This is a genomic window from Flavilitoribacter nigricans DSM 23189 = NBRC 102662 (genome assembly GCF_002646595.1).
GTDB lineage: Bacteria > Bacteroidota > Bacteroidia > Chitinophagales > Saprospiraceae > Flavilitoribacter > Flavilitoribacter nigricans.
In genome coordinates this window covers 192,367-212,180 of the sequence record NZ_PDUD01000019.1, presented here as the reverse complement: position 1 = coordinate 212,180, position 19,814 = coordinate 192,367, and the positions used below count along the sequence as shown (strand labels likewise).

Here is a 19,814-nt window from a genome sequence, read left to right as displayed (position 1 = left end):
GCAAAGCTGTAAGCTAATTTTAAAACGTACTCTCGTAAACCGGATGTTTTAAAATCACTCTTTGAATTTGACGTCTCACTGGATGGAGGAATCCCCTTTTATCACCAGGGCTATGCCCTTCTATGATCTGATCTCAATCATATAGCTACAAATATTTCAGGGCTATGCCCTTATCCATTTCAGCGGCGTAGTTGCGAATAACTCTGTAGATCAGTAAAGTGCTCTTCATCGAAGGGCGTAGCCTTGACCAGGTATTGATCCGGAATGTCCGTTTTCCTATTCAATTTACCGGATGCAATCTAAAATGCTTAAGTCGAGCTAAGATTTTGGTTCTTTTCCCGTGGTGGAAGGAGCTCTGCGTTTTAAGAATTCCCAGATGAGGAAAGCGAAGACCAGACTGTATTCCAGGGCTACGATCCACAGGTTTTCCCGGTATTCCGGATAACTGTAGTTGATGTAGGTCAGCAGGATCAGTCCGGACCACACCACCGGGAAACGCCAGTTAGTAAACAGGCAAAGCGCAACCGGCATGGCCACGTACCACGGATGGACGGTGGTGGTAAAGAACAGATAGAGACTAATGGCAAAAAGCGCCAGGGGCGGAAAGCTCCGCCAGTCGGATGATCTGTTCCGAAAGGCCATAGCGGTAATACCGATAAAGGTGCCCAGCGCGAGCATCGGGCCGATCTGGGCGATCTGATTATAACCTTTCTGCAGATAGCCCAGCCACCGCAATACATAATACACGCTGGCATTGAATTCGAATTTTCGAAAATAAAGATCCAGGCTATTCCCAAAATTCTCCAGGAATACCCCACTCAGCAAGGGGGCGAAAAGCAGGAGCAGCGTACCGCCCAGCACCGCAAAAAAGCGGAAACTTTTTGGCCAGCCCAGCCGCCGGATCAGAAAAGGCAGGAAGAGTAAGGGCAGCAGTTTGGCCGCAATAGACAGCGCAATGGCCACCGCCGCCGCGTAGATCCTATCTTTTTGTAGCCAGTAAATTCCCAGCAACAGAAAAAAGATCATGGCTCCTTCGTAGTGCAGATTACCCATGATCTCCACTACTACCAGCGGGTTGAGGGCATAGATCAGCGCCCGGCCGGCCGGTAAACCAAAGGTGCGCAGCAAACGGGGCAGCAGCCAGAGCGTACCGAGCTCACACGCCAGCAGGAACAGTTTCATGACCAGGGCACTGCCGATAATACTGGTCGGGAATAGCCAGCAGGCCAGCGCAAAGGTCGCCTGGGCCACGGGTGGATAGATCGTGAAATATTCCGGAGAGTTGAGCTCCCGGAACAGCGCTGCGGTCAGTCCGGGTACTTCCTGGCCGGCCTCCATGTAATATGCCGGTAAGTGGTCAAAGGGATTATAGCCCTGGATCAGCAGCCGTCCGTCCCAAATGAAGCGATACACATCATCCGACAGATTGGGAAAACTGAAAAAGAGGATCAGCCGGGCGAGAACCGCTAGTCCAAGCAAAAAGGGTAGGGGTGCCCGGTCCGATTGCCGGAGCATTAGTGCGTAGGCAACGAAAGCCGGGATGTAGCCGGCCAATATCCAGCCGAAATCCGACTGGCCCGGTACAAAACCCAGGAAGACAATACCGGCCAGGAACAGTACGGCAGACAGCCACATGGCCGGAGATCGCGGAAAAATGGAAGGTCCCTTATCCAAGTCGGCGGTTGCATTTTGGTTATCGAAGCGGGAACAGAATACACCCTTGCGTAGGGTAAACTACATGCTTACAGTTTCCTTTATTTCAGACTAAGGTGGCGCAGGCTAAAATAAAAGATCGTCCCGTAACCGAGAGCTAGCATCAGGTGGAAAAAGATGAACATGGTATTTTCCAGATAGATCCCCCCGATCACCGCACCGGCGAAATAGAGGGCCAGCAATCCTTCAAATACCGTCGTCCAGGAGAGTTTCCGGATCACATATTTATTGCGGCTGAAACTGTCCCGCAGATTTTTGATATTGAACTTTGGCGTGCGCACAAAGGGCGATTGTTTGCCCAGGAATCCCTGGATCACCGCCACACTGTTGTGCAGCGAAAGTCCCATGGAAAGGGCCAGAAAGAGCGGAAAGAGGAACAGGAATTTGAAAAAGCTTTTGGCAAAGGATTCTCCCTGGGGAATGGCCTCGACATTGGCCACGTAGTACACAGCGATAATGGACAACAATCCGATCAGAAAGACCGCAAAGTATTTGCTGTCCACGCCGACTTCCATCAGCTCTCCAAACAGGAAAAGCAGCGGCACACTGAATACCCCGGTAATGAATACGAACAAAAATACCGAGCTGGACAGCAAATGGCTGGTCGCCTGAATTTTTTGCCGCAAACTCAGGTCCGAACGCCACACCGTAGGCAACATTTTACGGGCAGTTTCGGCACCACCCTTCATCCAGCGGAATTGCTGGGATTTCAGACTGTTCATTTCCGCCGGTAGTTCGGCGGGGGAACCAATCTGTTCCAGGAAACGGATCTTCCAGCCCTTGAGTTGAGCCCGGATGCTGAGGTCCAGGTCTTCGGTCAGCGTATCGGCCTCCCAGCCACCGGCATCTTCGATGGTCTGACGGCGCCAGACGCCGGCCGTACCGTTGAATTGCAGGAGGTAGTCGCCGCGCATGCGGCCGGCCTGTTCCACCGTAAAATGGACATTGAGCTGTATGGCCTGCAGTTTGGTGATGAGCGAGTAGCCTTCGTTGATGTGTTCCCAGCGGGTTTGCACCACGCCGATCTCCTCATCCTGAAAATAAGGCATGGTATTTTTGAGGAAATCCGGTCGCGGTAAAAAGTCGGCGTCGAAAATGGCCATAAAATCTCCCTTGGCGTAGGGCATCGCATCCCGGAGTGCACCCGCTTTAAATCCCTGCCGGTCCTTCCGGATGATCTGTTCGATATTGAAGCCCTTGGCCCGGTATTCCTCCACTTTGCGCCGGGTGATCTCTACGGTTTCATCGGTAGAATCATCCAGGATATGGATCTCAAAACGATCTTTGGGGTAGTCGAAACTGGTGATGTTGTCAATGAGCCGCTCGATCACATACATCTCGTTGTAGATCGGGAGTTGGACCGTTACGAACGGCCATTCTTCGGGAGCGGCTGCGGACAGGTCGGTGGCTGCAAGGTAGTGATCATCCGCCGCGTTGCCGGCCAGTACCAGTTCGTTCTCGGGCGATGGAGCCGGACGGAGAGGAACGGCTTCCCGGTTTTTGTGGCGCTTGTAGTGGTACAACAAATTGAACTGCATGAGGCAGTAAACGGTGATGTACACCAGCGCCAGCGTATAGATACAGAATACCAGGTAAGCGATTACAGACATCATGCTAAATTTTACCACAACTTAAAAATGGTCCAGAGTATTTTATGGCCGGCCAGGACGGTGCCCCGGATGGTGCCGGATACTTTGGACACACCGACCCGCTTCCGGTAACTCACGGGAATTTCGGTGCATTTGAGTTTATACTTAGCTGCTTTGACTTGCATCTCTACGGTCCATCCGAAATCGGGGTCTTCCATCCGGAGTGCCTGGAGTTGGTCCCAGCGGATAGCCCGGAAGGGACCCAGATCGGTGAAGTTATAATTGTAAAATAAACGGATCAGATTGGTCGCCAGCCAGTTGCCGAATACCTGCTGGGGCATCATCGCGCCTCTCTCCATATCACCCAGTGCCCGGGAACCGATGACCAGATCGACCTCATCTTCCAGGATCGGACGGATGAGTTCCGTCATTTCTTCGGGATGGTCGGAATAATCACCGTCGAGGAAAACAACGATATCCGGCTGATCTTGTTCATTTTTCCGGCTGATGTGCTCCATGCCTTTCAGACAGGCGCTGCCGTATCCTTTTTGCGGCTGGTCGACTACCGTGGCTCCAGCCTGCCGGGCCACCATCGCAGTCTGATCACTGCTGTTGTTATTGCAAACAATGATCTCTCGGACCAGCTCTCCCGGTATGTCGGCAATTACCAGCCCAATACTTTTCTCCTCATTGTAAGCCGGTATGATGACGTCGATTATTGGTCTTTTCAACAGAATCTGTCTATTTCGTAAATGCTAAGAGGCGATCAATCACCCGATCCTGCAAAGGTAGGAGAATTATTAGTAAGGAAGTTGTCCTGGTGGGAACAGTGTGTAGAACAAATTGGAGAAAGCTCTGACCGATTAGAAGCGTATGACACATTCTTAGGGTGATACCGCTCCGGTCTGCGAAAGGAAAAAAACGGAAGGCTATGTTCCTGAAAATAGCCTTCCGGTCATATATGGTCTAAATGGCGGGGTGCTGACGCAAATTGCCGTAAGGGCTATTTGATTACCAGTTTACCATTAGCAATGAGTTGCTGTTTATCCAGTATTTGGTAGAGGTACAGGCCGGCGGGCAGGTCCCGCCCGTTCAGTTCAAAATTATTTCCCCGAACGGCCTCCTGGATAACTATTTGCCCCTGGGCGTTCAGTAAAAGGAATTGCCCCTTTTCCACTTCGTAGTTTAGGAACTGAAATCGCCCGGTATGGGTCATCGGATTGGGGCTGATCTGCAGACTGGCCCGGGGCGGCAGATCGACCGTTGCCGTTCTGACCTCCAAAAAATTAATCTCCACCTGATGCCTCACTCGATTGGTGATAATCGCTTCGTTAAAATCGAAGTAGATACTCGCCGTATTATCGATCAGGGTACCCGGAGGGTTATCCGGGAGTTGATTGACCTTGAACTTGATAAAACCGTGCGAAGCCGGTTCGTTGACTAGGCTATCCGGTAATAAGATGTTCTCAAAGTAAATCCGCAGTAAGCCGGTTTCCGACAACTCGGTTCGATAAGCATGACTGCTGCTCCCGGCCAGAAAAGTGGAATGGTCCAAAGCTGGGCTGAGCTGGTCTTCGATCACCACTGTAAAGGCGGTATCAGTGCCCGTATTTTGAAAACGGATCAGGTATTCGATCTCCCGATTGGGTTCGATGTAGTGAGCATCGGTCACGCCCACCGGGAAAGCCTGTTTGTCATTGGGATCGAATGATCCGACTACGGTCTGGCAATCGATGGATACATAGGGATCAGCATCATTCTGCCGGAATTGATTGACAATACCCGGACTGAACCCGCCGCAACCTTCTACAAAGGCGATCGGGGCGCTTTTCCCCGGGTGGCCTTTGGGCTGATCGATGGAAAAAAGCCAGGTAGCGCCGTTTGCCGGAAATTCGTAAACTCTACTTTCCGCGGGTCCCAATCCTTCGAGCGTACCACTCCGGTACATGACGACGTCTTCAACGACCGTATAGGCTAAGGGAGTGATAAGTGGATTGTCACCCACATTCCTGATTTCAAAGCGAACCTTACCCTCGTCTTCATCACAGGATCCGCTGACGGTGAGGCTGGCCCCGGACCATTCCTCGCCCGGCGTCTGACAATCGGCGGGGGAGATGGTTGCGCTCACACACTGGCTTTGCCCCAGCATCAGTTCGCAACTGGCCAATGCCTGGATCGTAAAACGCCCGCAGCCACCGGCCGGTATGCTATCCAATCGGAATCTGTATTGTTGACCTCCCAGCGCTTCGTAGTCTTCGGATGCACTTTCAAAAAGTAGCAGCTCATCGAGTTGCACTATGATCTCTGCGTCGTATACCGGCTCACTGGAATAATTGCAATAATTGATCGTGTAGCTGTTGGAAAAACACCGGCGCAGCAGGGCCGTACCTATATCCACCGTCAGCAATTGGCAATCCGTGCGTAAGTTGATCGGGAAATTCAATTCATTTAAGCCATCGATGTTATTGGAAAGCACCTGTGTACTGGGGCAGGCGGAGGAAAGCCCCGGCGGCAAAAGAACTTCGACGGAAATATCGGCGCTTTCACCCACGGGCAGATCCGCAATGAGTAAACTGTAGGAACCATTGGCCTGGGTTTGGGTAGAGTAAGTAGCGCCGGTATTGAGGTTAGTTGCCTGAATGGTCCAGGAAGACAGGGGCGTATGACCCTCTTCTTCATCCAGTAGGCAATTCTGATTATTATCGATAAAAACCTGGCCGTCTACTGCGCTGACTACATCATCTGCCTGTACGACCGTGGTACACCAGTCCCAGTTACCGGCCCGGTCACCAACCCACATATTCACCGAATGGATCGCCAGATCGGGCAGTACCAAGGTCTCACTTTCGGGCGGCATACCGCTAAAGTCTGCTGCAAACTCTAAACGGAAGATCAATTGATCGGCCGCCGTACAATCATCAAGGGAACCCAGATCGATTATGGAGGGCGTGACAATCGCTCCCTGGGTGGGATGGGCCGGGATATTGAGGTTACTCGTTTGGCAAAAAGGAGTGGGCCTTTGCTGGTCATCGGTGCAACCGGCCTGAGCCTGCCCCGGGATGGTGGGAAGGAAGAACAGGGCTAGCCAAAGCAAACAGAGGTAAGTTAGTTTTTGAGCCTTCATGTTTTTTTAATTGATGGATAAATCTGTTAGTAGTACGGTACAAAAGTGCTGTCTTTATAGGGGAGGTACAAAAACAATTAATTAGTTTTATAGCATAAAAAAAGTAGTATTTTATGATGAATAGATTGATAATAAGAGGTTTATATAAAATGTAGTTGATCAATTAATTCGAAATGTTAACCTGAATTATCCGGATTAAGGGCCTGTAAAAACGTATTTTATGGAAAACACCCGCCTCTGGCAAAGCCTCGATGACTTATCCGCCAGGGAAAAAAATGCCTTGCGAAAATTTGTCGCTTCTCCATATTTCAATCAAAGGGCTGATCTTCAATTGCTTTTGGATACTTTACTGGCGTTCATGGATAAGGGCCAAATTCCGGATCAGGCTGCAATCTGGTCGATACTGTTCCCCGATCAGGACTTTCAGCAAACCCAATTCCGTCTGTTGATGACCTATTTACAGCGATTGCTGGAGCAATTTATTATTGTAGAGGCCAGCCTGGCCGAATCTGGCTCGGGCCGGCAAAAACTGGTAGAGTTCTGGAGCCAAAAGGGAAATGGAGACTTGCACCAAAAGGCTTTGCTACGGGCAGAACGGAGTCTGGCCAAAGGGACGGTCAGGAATGCGGATTATTACCTTAGCCGCTATCGCCTCAGTGCGGAGCGCTACCGGCTCAATTACCGGCAGCGACCGGAGGCCGGCAAGGAACAGCAATCGGTAGACTGGGATTTTAACGTGGCGTTCATTGCGATGAAACTTCGGCAAAGCTGCCTGCTGCTGGCCCACGAGCAGGTGTACGAACGGGGCTATACCAGCACTTTACTGGAGCCGCTTTTTGCGTACATCCGGGAATACGGCTTACTGGAGATTCCCTGCACGGCCATCTACTGGCACGGTATTCAGATGCTGCAGAATCCCGCGCAGGAACAGCATTTTCAATCCTTTAAAAAGCTGCTGCTGGAGGCCAGCAACCAATTCCCCGAAGATGAAGTGCGCGACCTGTATCTGCTGGCGATCAATTATGGTATCCGCCAGGTCAATGACGGCAGGCCCAATTTCTTTTACGATATCATGGATTTTTACAAGGACGGTATCCGGCACGGCTATTTGCTGGACAATGGTAAATTATCCCGCTTCACCTATCACAATATCGTATCGGTAGCCTTACAGATCGATCAGGCCGATTGGGCCGAACAATTCATTGCGGAGTGGACTCCATTTATCGAAAGAGCCTACCGGGAAAGAATGGAAAGTTTTAATCAGGCAAAGATCGCTTATTACCGGCAACAATACCAGGACGCCATCCCCCTGCTGCAACGTTCCAATTACCATGACCCCTTACTCAATTTAGGCGCCCGGACGCTTTTGCTCAAAATTTACTTTGAGCTCGAAGAGTTCGAAGCCCTGCATAGTCACCTGGATGCCTTTCAGACCTATTTGGTGCGCAAACCCGAACTGGGTTACCACCGCGCCAATTACCGCCACCTGATCCATTATACCCGCAAGATGTTGGGATTGATACCCGGCGATAGTCAGGCCCGGGAAAATTTACGACAAAGGATCAGCCAGGAAAAGATCCTGACCGAAAAAGAATGGTTGTTGAAACAAATAGGGAAAGCCTGAGCAAAATACGGTCAAAAGCTTAGTCACCGGGGCTTCAGGCCGATATCGGTGGACCACGTCATGATCGCATGTACGCCGGAGGCCGGAGCCGCCCCGACCAATCCGCCGTTTCTTACTTTTTAACACCCCGATACACCGTACTCCCCAATAATTCACCCTATTTTTGCAGCCACAAATGAAAATCGTATATGAGACCAATCCTCTGGACTGTCGCCGCGCTGATGATGATCGTAATGATGCTGGCCTGTAGCAAGCGCGAAGACGACTTTATTACCGATGGAAGTGTAGAATTACAATTTAGCCTCGATACCCTCCGCTTCGATACCGTATTTACCGAAGTGGGATCCGCCACCCGTTCTTTCAAAGTGATCAATCCGAACAAACAGCCGGTGCGTTTGGGACGGGCGTACATCGAAGGTGGAGACGCTTCCTTTTTCCGTATGAATGTGGATGGCATTGCCGGGGATGTGGTGGAAGATATCGAGATCTGGGGGCAGGATAGTATATACGTATTTGTGGAAGTGACCATTGATCCGGACCAGCCGCTGTCCATCAGTCCTTTCGTGATCGATGACCACATCATTTTCGAGACCAATGACCGTCGCCAGTCGGTACGGCTGGAAGCCTGGGGGCAAAATGCTAATTATTTTCCCAGTCGCTTCAATCGGGGCGTACCTACCTTGCTGACCTGTGATAACGGCACCGTCGTCTGGGATGATCCCAAACCCTACGTGATCTACGGGGAATTGCTGATCGACAGTTGTGCCCTGGAAGTGATGGCGGGTACCCGGATCCACGTGCACGGCGGTATTGCGCGCAATGACCTGTTCGGCATTTTCAACGATGGCATCCTCTACACGCTACAGAACGGACGGCTCCGCTTTTTGGGCACCGAGGAAAATCCCGTGGTGATCCAGGGCGACCGGCTGGAAGAGGAATTTGCCGAAGAACCCGGCCAGTGGTTCGGCATCGTTCTCGGCCGGGGCAGCAACGGCAACCGCTTCGAACACACCGTGATCAAAAATTCCAATATTGGCATATTTGTGGATTCCCTGGCGGACGTCACGGCGCTCAATACCGAGATCGCCAATACGGCCGGCAACGGCATTGCGGCCTTCCACAGTAGGGTAGTGGCCCGCAATTGCCTGATCTATAACAATGCCTCCAATTCCGTACAGCTCACCCTGGGCGGCGATTATTTCTTCGATCACTGTACCATCGCTTCCTACGGCGTGAACGCCGCCGCGATCAGTATGAGCAATTTCTTTTGCTACGACGATGATCCGCTTTCCTGTAATCAGGCTGCGGTCAATCGATTACGGGCCATTTTCCGGAACAGCATTTTCTTCGGATCGCGACGGGATCAGGTATTGCTCTCGGACTACAGCGCCCGAATGGAACCGGATATGTTCGACGTTAGTTTCCGCAACTGCGTCGTACGGACGGAGCGCCTGCTGACGGATAACGATGGGCTGTATGCAGACTTCTTCGAATCTTACTGCCAGGATTGTGTGAACGGCACGACTATGGATCCGCTGTTCATCAGTACCCAGGATGATGATTACCACCTGGATACGCTGTCCATCGCCAAAGACGTAGGCGTGCCGCTCCAAGGTCTGGATGTCGATCTGGATGGTGTCACCCGGGATGATCTACCGGATGCGGGTTGCTACGAGCGGGTGGAGTGATCCTAGTTCCGGGAGGTTTGGAAGGATCGCTCCCGGAAGATCGCCCTGGGATGATCCAATAAATCCCAGCATAAGTCCAGGAAAATCGAAAAAGCAGGAAAAAAATAATATCTACAGGAAGTAGATTTTTAATCTGAGTTGGGTACTTTTCGGAGTCTGGTCCGACACTATGATGCGACCGGGGTTCGTAAGCCCGGCCCACTCAGCAACTGCCATGCCTATGCCGAATGAGATGCTTCCTGCTATTGCCGCTTATTTTCGGGCCTGCTACCAGGCGGATTTCCGGGCCATTCACCTATTGAATTTTTTCAGCAAGAAGGTAGAATATCCCCTCTTCCTCTCGGAAGCGGATTTGCTGACCGGCCAACTGTTCCGGGTACCGATCGATAGTGAGTGGGCCCGGCAGGCCGATGCTTATCTGGATATCTACTCCCGCGAAAAGGCCCTGTACGCCGGTGCTTTCTTCCTGTGCGGACGGAGCCGGGTGCTGGGGCGCAACCATTCCGTCTGTGCGCCCTTGCTGATCTACCCGCTCACCCTCGAACTGGAGGATGAAGTCTACTACCTTAAAGCCGATACCACCAACCCGACCCTCAATCCGGCAGTGATCGAAGTGCTCAATCGCTCGGACAACAATGCTTCCGCTACCCAGGAAGAGCTGGCTAAACACCTGCCGATAGGTCCCCTGGATTTTGATCAGTGCTATCAGCTGGAAAGAGCTTTTACCGATCTGTTTCCCAATGTGGAAGTTTCTACGCTGGCCGAATTCCCCGAATTGTTATTGGAGGATGACGTTCGCTCCCTGCTGAAAAAAACGAAGCGGGGCTTCCAGATCCTCTCGGCCATTGGCATCGGTATCGTCGACAAGGGGAAGGGAGCCCGCGGGGTACTCAATGAACTGGAAATGCTGGCGCAGGGTAATGACTGGTCCCGTCCTCTGCAAACGCTGTTCAGTGAGCAACCCGTTGTGGCGTCTAAAGCCGGTACCGAAAGTATCTGGGCGCCGGCCGTATTGAGTGAAGCTCAGGAAGAGGTCGTGCGAAATGCCTATCGTTACCCCCTGAGCCTGGTGATCGGACCGCCCGGTACCGGCAAGACCTTTACGATCGCCAGTCTGGCCGTCGACCTGATGAGTAAGGGGCAGTCCGTGCTCATCGCTTCCCGGAACAATCAGGCGGTAAAAGTGGTTGCGGAAAAGATCGAAGCGGACCTCGGGCTGCCACAGATCGTAGTTAAGGCCACCAGCGGCAATTACCGGAAAGCGGTAAAGGACCGGCTGAAGGAATGGTACCGGGGTTTCGGACTGGAAGAATACCGGAAGTCCGACGTGCGCATCGCCCGGCAGGAAGTGATGCAGCGGGATCGCCGCATCCAGGAACTGGTGGAGCATCTCCTGAGGTGGGAACACAAGATCATGGACTGGGGGGCATTCGTGGCGGGAGGAACCAACGGTCTCTGGAGTAACGTGAAAAGATGGTTTATCCGGAATAGTCTGGGGCGGAGTGTACCCTTCTGGAAATCCGTAATGAAACTGGAACGCATGTTCTGGTTGCGCCGGAAATTCATGATCGAATACCTGCGGATCAACTTTTTCTACCGGCTGGTCCAGGTACTGCGCAACCGGCGGAAAGAAGTGCGCAACCTGATCGCTGCCCTGAGTGCCCGTACCGGCAACAAACAAGCCAACATCTTCGATGAAATGGACGTATCGGTCATCCTGCAGTGCCTTCCGATCTGGATCACCAATACGGCGGATATTCATCAGATGTTGCCGGCCTATACCGAAATGTTCGACGTCGTGATCATCGATGAGGCCAGCCAGTGCGATATCGCCAGCGCATTGCCCGTACTGCAGCGGGCCAAACGGGCCGTCATCGTGGGCGATCCTAAGCAGTTGCGGCATATCTCATTTGTTCCCCAGCGGCAGCAGCAGATCTTCCGGGAGCAATACGGTCTGGAAAAAGCACCCGGGCACTGGCTCGATTACCGCAACCAAAGTCTGCTGGATCTGGTGGAGGATCAACTCACCACGCAGGATCAGGTTAAACTGCTTGATGAGCACTTCCGTTCTCTGCCGGACATCATTGCGTTCAGTAACCGGCACTTTTACAGCAACCAGCTGCGGGTCATGACCGCCACGCCCGACCGGTTTGGAGAAAAAAATGTACACCTTCGCGTCGTTGCCGGACAGCGTACCGGCCGGGGCGATAACGCGGAAGAAGTAAAAGCCGTTGTCGAGATGATCGATTCCATTCTGCAGAAGGAAAAAGAGCTGGATGCGGCGCTGTGCCAGAGCATCGGGGTGCTTTCGCCCTTTCGGGGCCAGGTGGAGGCGATACAAAATGCGATCGCGGAGACCTTTTCCGCGGATCAGTTGCTGCGCCACCGCGTGCTGATCGGTTCGCCCTTTGCCTTCCAGGGGGAAGAACGGGATGTAATGCTGATCTCATTTGCCGTTCATCCCGGTAGCCCCGGCGGGGTATGGACCTACCTCAACCGGGAGGATGTGTTCAACGTGAGCATCACGCGGGCCCGCGCGGAGCAGTACCTGTTCCTTTCCGGCGCACCGAAAGATTTTCCCGATGGCAATATGCTGCGTGCCTATTTGGATTTCCTGGAATTTCGGCGCGAAGCGGCCGCCCGGTCACCGGAGTCCGGTCCCGGTTCGGATCAGTTTATGGGAGAAGTGCTGCAGCAGCTGTCCGAATGGGGCATCGATCAGGTCCACACCCATTACTCCATCGGCGGAGTGGAACTCGATCTGGTAGTCGTACACGAAGGTCGTTCTCTCGGAATTGATCTCATGGGATTCCCGGGGCCGTTCACCGGACTGATCCCCATCGAGCACTGGAAAATCCTGAGCCGGGTAGGAGTGCCGGTTTTTGCATTACCCTACATCAACTGGCTGTTCCAGCCGGAAACCAGCCGTGCGGCCCTCAAAAATTACCTGCTTACCGAGCAAATTTGAAAAACTGTTGTTTATTGGGTACTTAAGCAGCTGTTTGCCGCTGATTCTGAGCATCGGGCTATCCGTCATTGATGGCCGGCAGACCGCATCCACGACTAAAATACACGCATGAAGTTTATTCAGGAATTTAAGGAATTTGCCGTTAAGGGCAACATGATCGATCTGGCGATCGGGGTAGTGATCGGCGCTGCATTTAATAAGATCGTTGACACCCTGGTGAAATACGTAGTGACCCCGCCTCTGGGGTATCTGACCAGCGGATCGGACATCTCGGATCTCAAACTTGTACTACGCGAACCGACGCTGGACGCGGCGGGGAAAGTGCAGGATCCCGGAGTGGTGATCGAATACGGAATTTTTCTGGAGGCCTGTATCGACTTCCTGATCATTGCTCTGACGATCTTCCTCGTAGTAAAAGCCATCAACAGCCTGCGGCGGGACGCAGAAGATGAGAAAAATCCAAAAGTACCTACTCCCAAAGATATTGCATTGCTGGCGGATATCCGGGATCAGATGCGGGAAACGAATGCCCTGCTGAAAAAACAGGATCAGTAGGACATCCCTTTCCCGCGCCGGATCAATTGCGGCCGAACTTCAGCTGGATCGAAAAAATGTCCGATTGCAGCTGGGTGCTCCGTTCGTAGTGTCCGTAACGGAATTCGATCATTTTCAGTCCGTAGCTGGCGGCTCCGGCCTTCACGTCAAAGATGCCGTTGGGCGGTCCGTAGCGGAGACCGGCTCCGTAAAAATGGCTATTGAACGCGGAAATATCGTAATCGCTGGTATAGTAGGTGTCCGTTAGCTGGTGTGCTCCGTAGGGCGCAAAGTAATCGGCCTGCGTCTGGGTGTAATACCGGTAGAACGGATAAACGGAAAAGAAGGAATTGATCTTAACCGGCAATTCCAGACTGGCGGTATGTGCCTTGATCCCCCATTGATCCACGTAGTAGCGGTAGTACGCCCGGGCGACCAGAAAATCGCTCAGGAAATAATTGGCCCGGATACCCAAGGGCAACTTCCAGCGGCTGTCCGGCAGTTTTTCCACTTCGGCCTGTTCCTGACCCTCAAAGTAGACCCGGTTGAAGGGGGTGGATAACAATCCCTGCTGGTAGACCCCGTCCGCCATCAGCGCTACCTGCAGCCGCCGGTTGATGACCTGCGAATAGACCAGTGAGGCCGAAAAGGAATTCCGGCCGGAACCCGTGAGTCCCAAAATATTTTCCGTCTGATATCTGCGGCGCACTTCGATCGGGTAAATGACCTGCCACTGGTCAAAATAGGCCTGGAGATTCAATCCAAGTTCACGGTTGTGATCCGCGGAGAATTTGGCAATATTAAAACCCAGCCCGAAGGAATTGTAATCGTATTCGTGCGAAAAAGAAGTACTGGCCCCGATCCGGTACCGTTTTTGCTCATCGGTCATGAGCCAGGACAGGGTCGGGTACACCCGCGTATCCGCGGAGGAAGCGGAAGAAATGGTGGCCGGATCGATCTTATCCGAGGATGCGGAGGTATAATAATCTATCCCGAGATCTACATTAAATTCGTGAGCCCGGTTTTGCCGGTCCTCTTTACTCAGTTTCACCTTGATCACCGAAGCGGCGTCGGTGAGCTGTTCGCTGCCGATCCCGCCGGTAACGGCCGAATTATCGCCGTCCTGCTGGTAAAAACTGAAGAGCAGGTTGACTTCTTCCACCTGCAGCTTTTTCTTTTGGTAGGCACTGGTATCCGACTGGGCCGAAGCTAGTTGCCACAGGCCGGCCAGGACGATCAGTGCGAGCATATATCTGTTCATAATGAGTATGTCTGGATGTTAATGGAGAAATGGTATTTCCGTCGGATCAGTTACATCCACAACCGCCGCCGGTCTTGCCACCGTTGGCGCCGGCAGCGCCTTCCCGGTAGAACTGGAAATAGGATTCGAATTGCTCCGCCGGTCGATTGGCGAGATTCATTTCCGCATCGTTGAGATAGGCCTTCTGGTATTCCTTCACCGAAGTGCAGGAAAAGGAGGCCAAAAGGGCGAAGATGGCGAGCCCTTTAAAAAATAATCCTCTCATATCTGGTTGCTGATTTGACAGGAACAGCCCGACTCCCTAATCGCAGTCTGCGAAAAATAGTCGATGTGGGAGCAGGAGCATGCTACCTGTATTAAAGGTTGAATGAATTTTCTGCTGGCTAGTGGTGTGAGGGGGAAATGGTTGGCGCTATTGCAAACTCAGCGCTTCTTTACGGCCAACATTCAGTTAGTGCAGTTCGATCTGCGTCGAAGTACTGATCTCGCCGGTGTCGTCCACCAGGATAGCGTGAACACCCTGCATCTGGTTGATCAGATCCAGACCGATCTCTTTGCCTAAAACGAAGACCGAGGTGGCCAGCGCATCGGCCATTTCGGCATTGGGGCAGATAATGGTCACACTCTTCAGGCCGGAAACCGGATATCCGGTTCGGGGATCGATGATGTGGGTATAGCGTTTCCCGTCGATCTCTACGAATTTTTCGTAGTTACCGGAAGTGACGACGGCCGAATTGGAGATCTCCAGGTAGGAAAAAGCATCCAGCTTATTTTCGGGATTGGCAATGCCGATCGTCCAGGGTGATCCATCCGGCTGGTGGCCCCAAACGGTCAGGTCACCACCGGCATTGACGATGCCGTCCGTTACACCGGCGTCTACCAGAACAGCTTTGGCCTTTTCCGCGGCGTAGCCCTTACCGATGGCACCGAAGCCGATCCGCATACCCGCATCCTTGAGGAAGATTGTTTGCGCCGCCTCGTCGAGGATAATGTTACGGTAGTTGATCAGTCGAACGGATTGTTTGGCCACATCCGGTGCGGGCAGGGCGGTCATCGTCCCGTCAAAATGCCAGATCTCTTTATCGATAGAGCCGAAAGAGATATCAAAGGCACCCTGGGTGATTTCGGATATCTTCTGGGAGCGCCGGATCAGTTCCAGTAATTCGGTATCAACCTTTACGGGAGCAATACCGGCCTGCCGGTTGATCTCGGAGGTCTGGCTGGTCTCGTCCCAACTGGAAATAAGGTGTTCGATCCGTTGGATCTCCGCTACTGCGGCGTCGATCTGCTGCTCCGCTACCGTCTGATCCTGGCCGACAACGCTGATGACAAAGCGGCTACCCATCAGTAGCAGTGTTCGTTTGAATACCTGCGTCTGCCCGGTGGTCGGCGCTTTGGTTTCCGGCTCGTGGGGCCGGATGGCTTTCACAAAATCTTCGGCGCTCACGCTGGGGAGCCCTTCCCAACTCGTGAGTACGCTGCCGTTGGCCCGGAGTAAAACCGTCATCGGGAAGCTACCCTTACGGTTATACTGCTCGGCCAGTTGCTCATTTTGGGCCTGCTGTTCGGCACTGAGCTGATTTTTTCGCCTTCGCGGAAAATCTGCATTCAGCAGCACCAGATGGTCGGCGGCAAAAGCACGGAAGACTTCTGTACCGAAGATCTCCTGCTTCATCTTGATGCAGGGGGCACACCAGTCGGAACCGGAAAAATTGAGCAGGATGACCTTGTCCGAAGCAGCGGCCTGTTCTTTGGCGGTTGCCCAGGAAGTCTCCCAGCTCAATTCGGTCTGGCTGTAAAGCAAATTTGTGGAAAGCAGCAATAAACATCCCAGGAAGAAACCCGGGACAAGCGGAAAGTTTCTGGTTGCTATATTCATTATGTAGAGATAGTTTTTCCGGTCGGGGGGAGTACCGGATGGTTTATCTTTTAACAGCTTTTTTCCGCCTTTTGTGATAAACCCCGCTGTTAAACATTCGTTAACGGGCAGGCCGGGAAAGGGCTGCCTGGTCAATCCCGGAATGGGAACCAAGTCAAACCCACCGACAGCCTACCGACCCCGTAGCGGATATTTTCTTCGTCAATGTTCACCGACTGATCCCCAATATGGAATTCCGAAAAATTACCTCCCGTGCCGCGCAGGCCCAGATCAAGGGCCAGTTTTCGCCCGACGTACACCAGCAGGCCGCCGCCAATACCGAGACCGCCACCGGCAAAGGAAATTTCGGGTTCGTCCGCCCGGGTTTCGGTGCTTTGGAAACTGATGTCCAGATAAAAGGTTGGTGATTTCAGCTTTTTGCCGAAATGCAGCCGGGTACCGAGTTCGGCAATACCGAGTCCGTAAGTTTGGTTGCGATCATTGCCGGGCCTCATGTCGGCTCCGGTGAAACCCAGATAGAGGGAGAAGGTTGGCGTAAATCCGTATCCCACCCGCAGGCCCAGTCCACCGCCGCGGTCGGTGCCCTCGTTTTCCGAACCAGTGGAAAGTCCCTGGCTGTTCAGCTCGGCATTCAACCAGAGTTTTTCGGTAAAAGGAGTGATCTGGGCGGACACCAGGCCGAGCGGTCCCAGGATCAGCAGTCCGATGAGTAGGTTTTTCTTCATTTGAATTTGTTTTACGGTTTGGTAAAAAGAGGTTTCCATTGGCACCGGGCGTTCCGGATCCATCCGCAGTCGGCACGATCCGGTATCCCTAATACCCCGCGAAAGCGGCTTACCCTGAGTCTTTCAACGAAAATGTACGGATTCTCACCCAAAAGCACGGATTTATAATCCCGGGCGAATGCGCGTGGGATGAACTGGATCTTTGTGGGGTCAATTTATTCATTGGAAAGTGAAACGTATACTTCCAATTCTAAAATCACACAACCAACAAGATGTTACCCATTATCAGATCATCCGTACTGTTTTTATTCTTGCTGTTAACCTCGGCAGCTTCGGCCCAGGAAGAAGCGACGCTCAGCGGCCATATTCGCGATGCCGTAAGTGGAGAGGAGCTGATCGGCGCCAATATTTACGTGCTGGAAGCGGAAACCGGGGCCTCCACGAATGCCTACGGTTTTTATTCCCTTTCGCTGGATCCCGGAAACTACCGGGTCGTGTTCAGTTACCTGGGATACCGTTCGCAAACCGTTCCGCTCAGTCTCGGAGAGAGCCGGACATTTGACCTGGAACTGGAACCGGAAGGTGTCCTGATGTCGGAAGTGGAAGTAAAGGCAACGGCCGAAGACCGACAGGTAGAAAGCATTGAAATGAGCGTGGACAAACTCAATGCCGAGCAGATCAGGCGGATTCCCCAGGTATTGGGCGAAGCCGACCTGATCCGCAGCATCCAGCTATTGCCCGGAGTGAGTACGGTGGGGGAGGGTGCCACCGGATTTAACGTTCGCGGCGGTAATATCGATCAGAACCTGATCCTGCTCGACGAGGCTACCGTCTATAATTCTTCCCACCTTTTTGGACTGTTCTCCGTTTTTAACGTCGATGCCATCAAGGATTCCAAACTGTACAAAGGGGGGATCCCGGCTAAATACGGCGGTCGTTTGTCATCGGTGCTCGATGTCCGGCAACGCGACGGCAACCGGAAAAAATTTGCCGCTACCGGCGGGATCGGAGCGATCGCCAGCCGCCTGACTCTGGAGGGGCCGATCCAAAAGGATAAAAGCTCCTATATGATCGCCGGCCGGAGTTCTTACGGACACTTATTCCTGAAGTTCAATCCGAACCTGCGGGATAATATCGTCTACTTTTATGATCTCAATGCCAAGGCTAATTTCACCCTGGGCGAAAAGGACCGACTCTACCTATCGGGATATTTCGGACGAGATGTCTTTAACTTTTCCGATGATTTTGCGTCCGACTGGGGGAATGCCAGTGCTTCCCTACGCTGGAACCATCTCTTTTCCGACAAGCTGTTCTCCAACTTTACCGCCATTTACAGCGATTACGATTATGCCTTCGGGGTGCCGGAAGGCGCCCAGGCTTTTGACTGGAATGCCCGGATCAACAATTATCTCGTTAAGGGCGATTTCAGTTATTACCTCAGCCCGAAAAGTCAGCTGGATTTCGGTGGGGAAGCCAATTTCTATCGTTTCCATCCCGGCCGGGCGAGCGGACTGGGGCAGGGATCAATCTTCAACGAAATAGAGATCCCACATAAATACGCACTCGAAACGGCGCTGTACGCCAGCTTCGAACACCAACCCCTCCGCAATCTCACCCTCCAGTACGGCCTGCGCTTTTCGGCCTTTACCCGACTGGGCAAAGGGGATATCCTGCTGTATGAGAATGGAGTGCCCAGCAGTCCGGAAGCGGTCATTGATACGGTCACTTACGACTCCTGGGAGAAGATCATTTCTTTTTCCGCTCCCGAGCCACGTTTCTCGGCCAACTACCTGATCAATGACCAGAATTCGGTCAAGCTGAGCTACAACCGGATGCAGCAGTACATTCAACTGGTGTCCAATACCACGGCCGCTACGCCCATCGACATCTGGACGCCCAGTGATCCGTACATCGATCCGGCTACCGTGGATCAGGTGGCGCTGGGGTATTTTCGGAATTTTGGTCAGAATGTCTACGAGGTATCCGCGGAAGTATTCTATAAAAAATTCAGAAACCTGATGGATTACAAAGATGGTGCGGAACTCCTGCTGAGTGACCACCTGGAAACGGAACTGCTGAGCGGTGACGGTCGGGCCTACGGTTTGGAACTCTCGCTGCGCAAGACCGCCGGGGCGGTAAGCGGCTGGATCAGTTATACCCTGTCGCGCTCGGAACGCAAAGTGCCGGGGATCAATGAGGATGAGTACTATCCGTCCAACTACGATAAAACGCACGATCTGTCCGTGACGGCTTCCTGGAAAGTCAATGAAAAGTGGAACCTCTCTTCCAGTTTTGCCTTCGCTACCGGTCGGCCGGTTACCTATCCCGCTTCGCGCTACGAGTACGACGGGATCACGGTGCCGCACTACGGCGAACGGAATGCCCATCGCATTCCCAGCTACCACCGGATGGATATCGGCGTCCAGTACACGCCCAATAAAGATCCGGACAAACGCTGGAAAGGGACCTGGGAATTCGGCGCCTACAATGTTTACGCCCGGCGCAATGCCTATTCCATCTTTTTCCGCCAGAACGAGGACAATCCCCTGCAAACCGAGGCGGTGCGCTTTTCGGTATTCGGATCGGTCCTGCCTTATGTAACCTATAATTTTTCCTTTTAAATCCGGCTCGTCCATACTGCCGGAATAATTAATCGATCACCCAAATTGCTGAACGAGATGAGAAAGACAAAGTGACAAGGTGACCGGG

General features: G+C 52.7%; 13 protein-coding genes. 5 read left to right on the top strand and 8 right to left on the bottom strand.

What is annotated here, in order from left to right; translation table 11 throughout:
* Positions 1-318: 318 nt before the first annotated feature.
* The 4 genes from CRP01_RS13700 to CRP01_RS13685 form a co-directional block, all read right to left on the bottom strand.
* Positions 319-1,674, bottom strand: a complete 1,356-nt coding sequence (locus CRP01_RS13700; RefSeq protein ID WP_099150617.1) for a hypothetical protein — start codon at positions 1,672-1,674, stop codon at positions 319-321.
* A gap of 80 nt (positions 1,675-1,754) precedes the next feature.
* Positions 1,755-3,326 (bottom strand): cellulose synthase family protein, encoded by a 1,572-nt coding sequence (locus CRP01_RS13695; RefSeq protein ID WP_233752679.1) that lies wholly within the window; start codon positions 3,324-3,326, stop codon positions 1,755-1,757.
* An 8-nt stretch (positions 3,327-3,334) separates the two neighbouring features.
* The gene (locus CRP01_RS13690) at positions 3,335-4,033 is read right to left on the bottom strand and encodes a glycosyltransferase family 2 protein (protein ID WP_099150615.1); all 699 of its coding nucleotides are present in this window, start codon (positions 4,031-4,033) and stop codon (positions 3,335-3,337) included.
* A 272-nt stretch (positions 4,034-4,305) separates the two neighbouring features.
* A complete protein-coding gene (locus CRP01_RS13685; RefSeq protein WP_099150614.1) occupies positions 4,306-6,426 on the bottom strand; it encodes a DUF7619 domain-containing protein in 2,121 nt (706 codons plus the stop codon).
* A 220-nt stretch (positions 6,427-6,646) separates the two neighbouring features.
* On the opposite strand from CRP01_RS13685, the gene CRP01_RS13680 reads away from it, so the two are divergent.
* The 4 genes from CRP01_RS13680 to mscL all read left to right on the top strand — a co-directional run bounded on the left by CRP01_RS13680 (position 6,647) and on the right by mscL (position 13,261).
* Complete coding sequence (locus CRP01_RS13680) at positions 6,647-8,050, top strand: hypothetical protein (protein WP_099150613.1); 1,404 nt, start codon at positions 6,647-6,649, stop codon at positions 8,048-8,050.
* A gap of 188 nt (positions 8,051-8,238) precedes the next feature.
* On the top strand, positions 8,239-9,738 hold the full coding sequence (locus tag CRP01_RS13675; protein WP_099150612.1) for a right-handed parallel beta-helix repeat-containing protein: 1,500 nt from the start codon (positions 8,239-8,241) through the stop codon (positions 9,736-9,738).
* A gap of 220 nt (positions 9,739-9,958) precedes the next feature.
* The gene (locus CRP01_RS13670) at positions 9,959-12,706 is read left to right on the top strand and encodes a DEAD/DEAH box helicase (RefSeq protein WP_170110361.1); all 2,748 of its coding nucleotides are present in this window, start codon (positions 9,959-9,961) and stop codon (positions 12,704-12,706) included.
* A gap of 108 nt (positions 12,707-12,814) precedes the next feature.
* Complete coding sequence (gene mscL / locus CRP01_RS13665; RefSeq protein WP_099150610.1) at positions 12,815-13,261, top strand: large-conductance mechanosensitive channel protein MscL; 447 nt, start codon at positions 12,815-12,817, stop codon at positions 13,259-13,261.
* A 22-nt stretch (positions 13,262-13,283) separates the two neighbouring features.
* Here the strand turns inward: mscL and CRP01_RS13660 are convergent, their stop codons facing one another.
* The 4 genes from CRP01_RS13660 to CRP01_RS13645 all read right to left on the bottom strand — a co-directional run bounded on the left by CRP01_RS13660 (position 13,284) and on the right by CRP01_RS13645 (position 17,105).
* A complete protein-coding gene (locus CRP01_RS13660; RefSeq protein WP_099150609.1) occupies positions 13,284-14,501 on the bottom strand; it encodes a DUF3570 domain-containing protein in 1,218 nt (405 codons plus the stop codon).
* A 46-nt stretch (positions 14,502-14,547) separates the two neighbouring features.
* Positions 14,548-14,766, bottom strand: coding sequence for a DUF4266 domain-containing protein (locus CRP01_RS13655; protein ID WP_099150608.1), 219 nt, complete (start codon positions 14,764-14,766; stop codon positions 14,548-14,550).
* A 186-nt stretch (positions 14,767-14,952) separates the two neighbouring features.
* Positions 14,953-16,380 (bottom strand): FAD:protein FMN transferase, encoded by a 1,428-nt coding sequence (locus CRP01_RS13650; protein ID WP_099150607.1) that lies wholly within the window; start codon positions 16,378-16,380, stop codon positions 14,953-14,955.
* A 131-nt stretch (positions 16,381-16,511) separates the two neighbouring features.
* Positions 16,512-17,105 carry an outer membrane beta-barrel protein gene (locus tag CRP01_RS13645; RefSeq protein ID WP_170110360.1) on the bottom strand — a complete coding sequence of 198 codons (594 nt, stop codon included), beginning with the start codon at positions 17,103-17,105 and terminating at the stop codon, positions 16,512-16,514.
* Positions 17,106-17,377: 272 nt separating this feature from the next.
* On the opposite strand from CRP01_RS13645, the gene CRP01_RS13640 reads away from it, so the two are divergent.
* Positions 17,378-19,726 (top strand): TonB-dependent receptor, encoded by a 2,349-nt coding sequence (locus tag CRP01_RS13640; RefSeq protein WP_099150605.1) that lies wholly within the window; start codon positions 17,378-17,380, stop codon positions 19,724-19,726.
* The last annotated feature ends 88 nt before the right edge of the window (positions 19,727-19,814 follow it).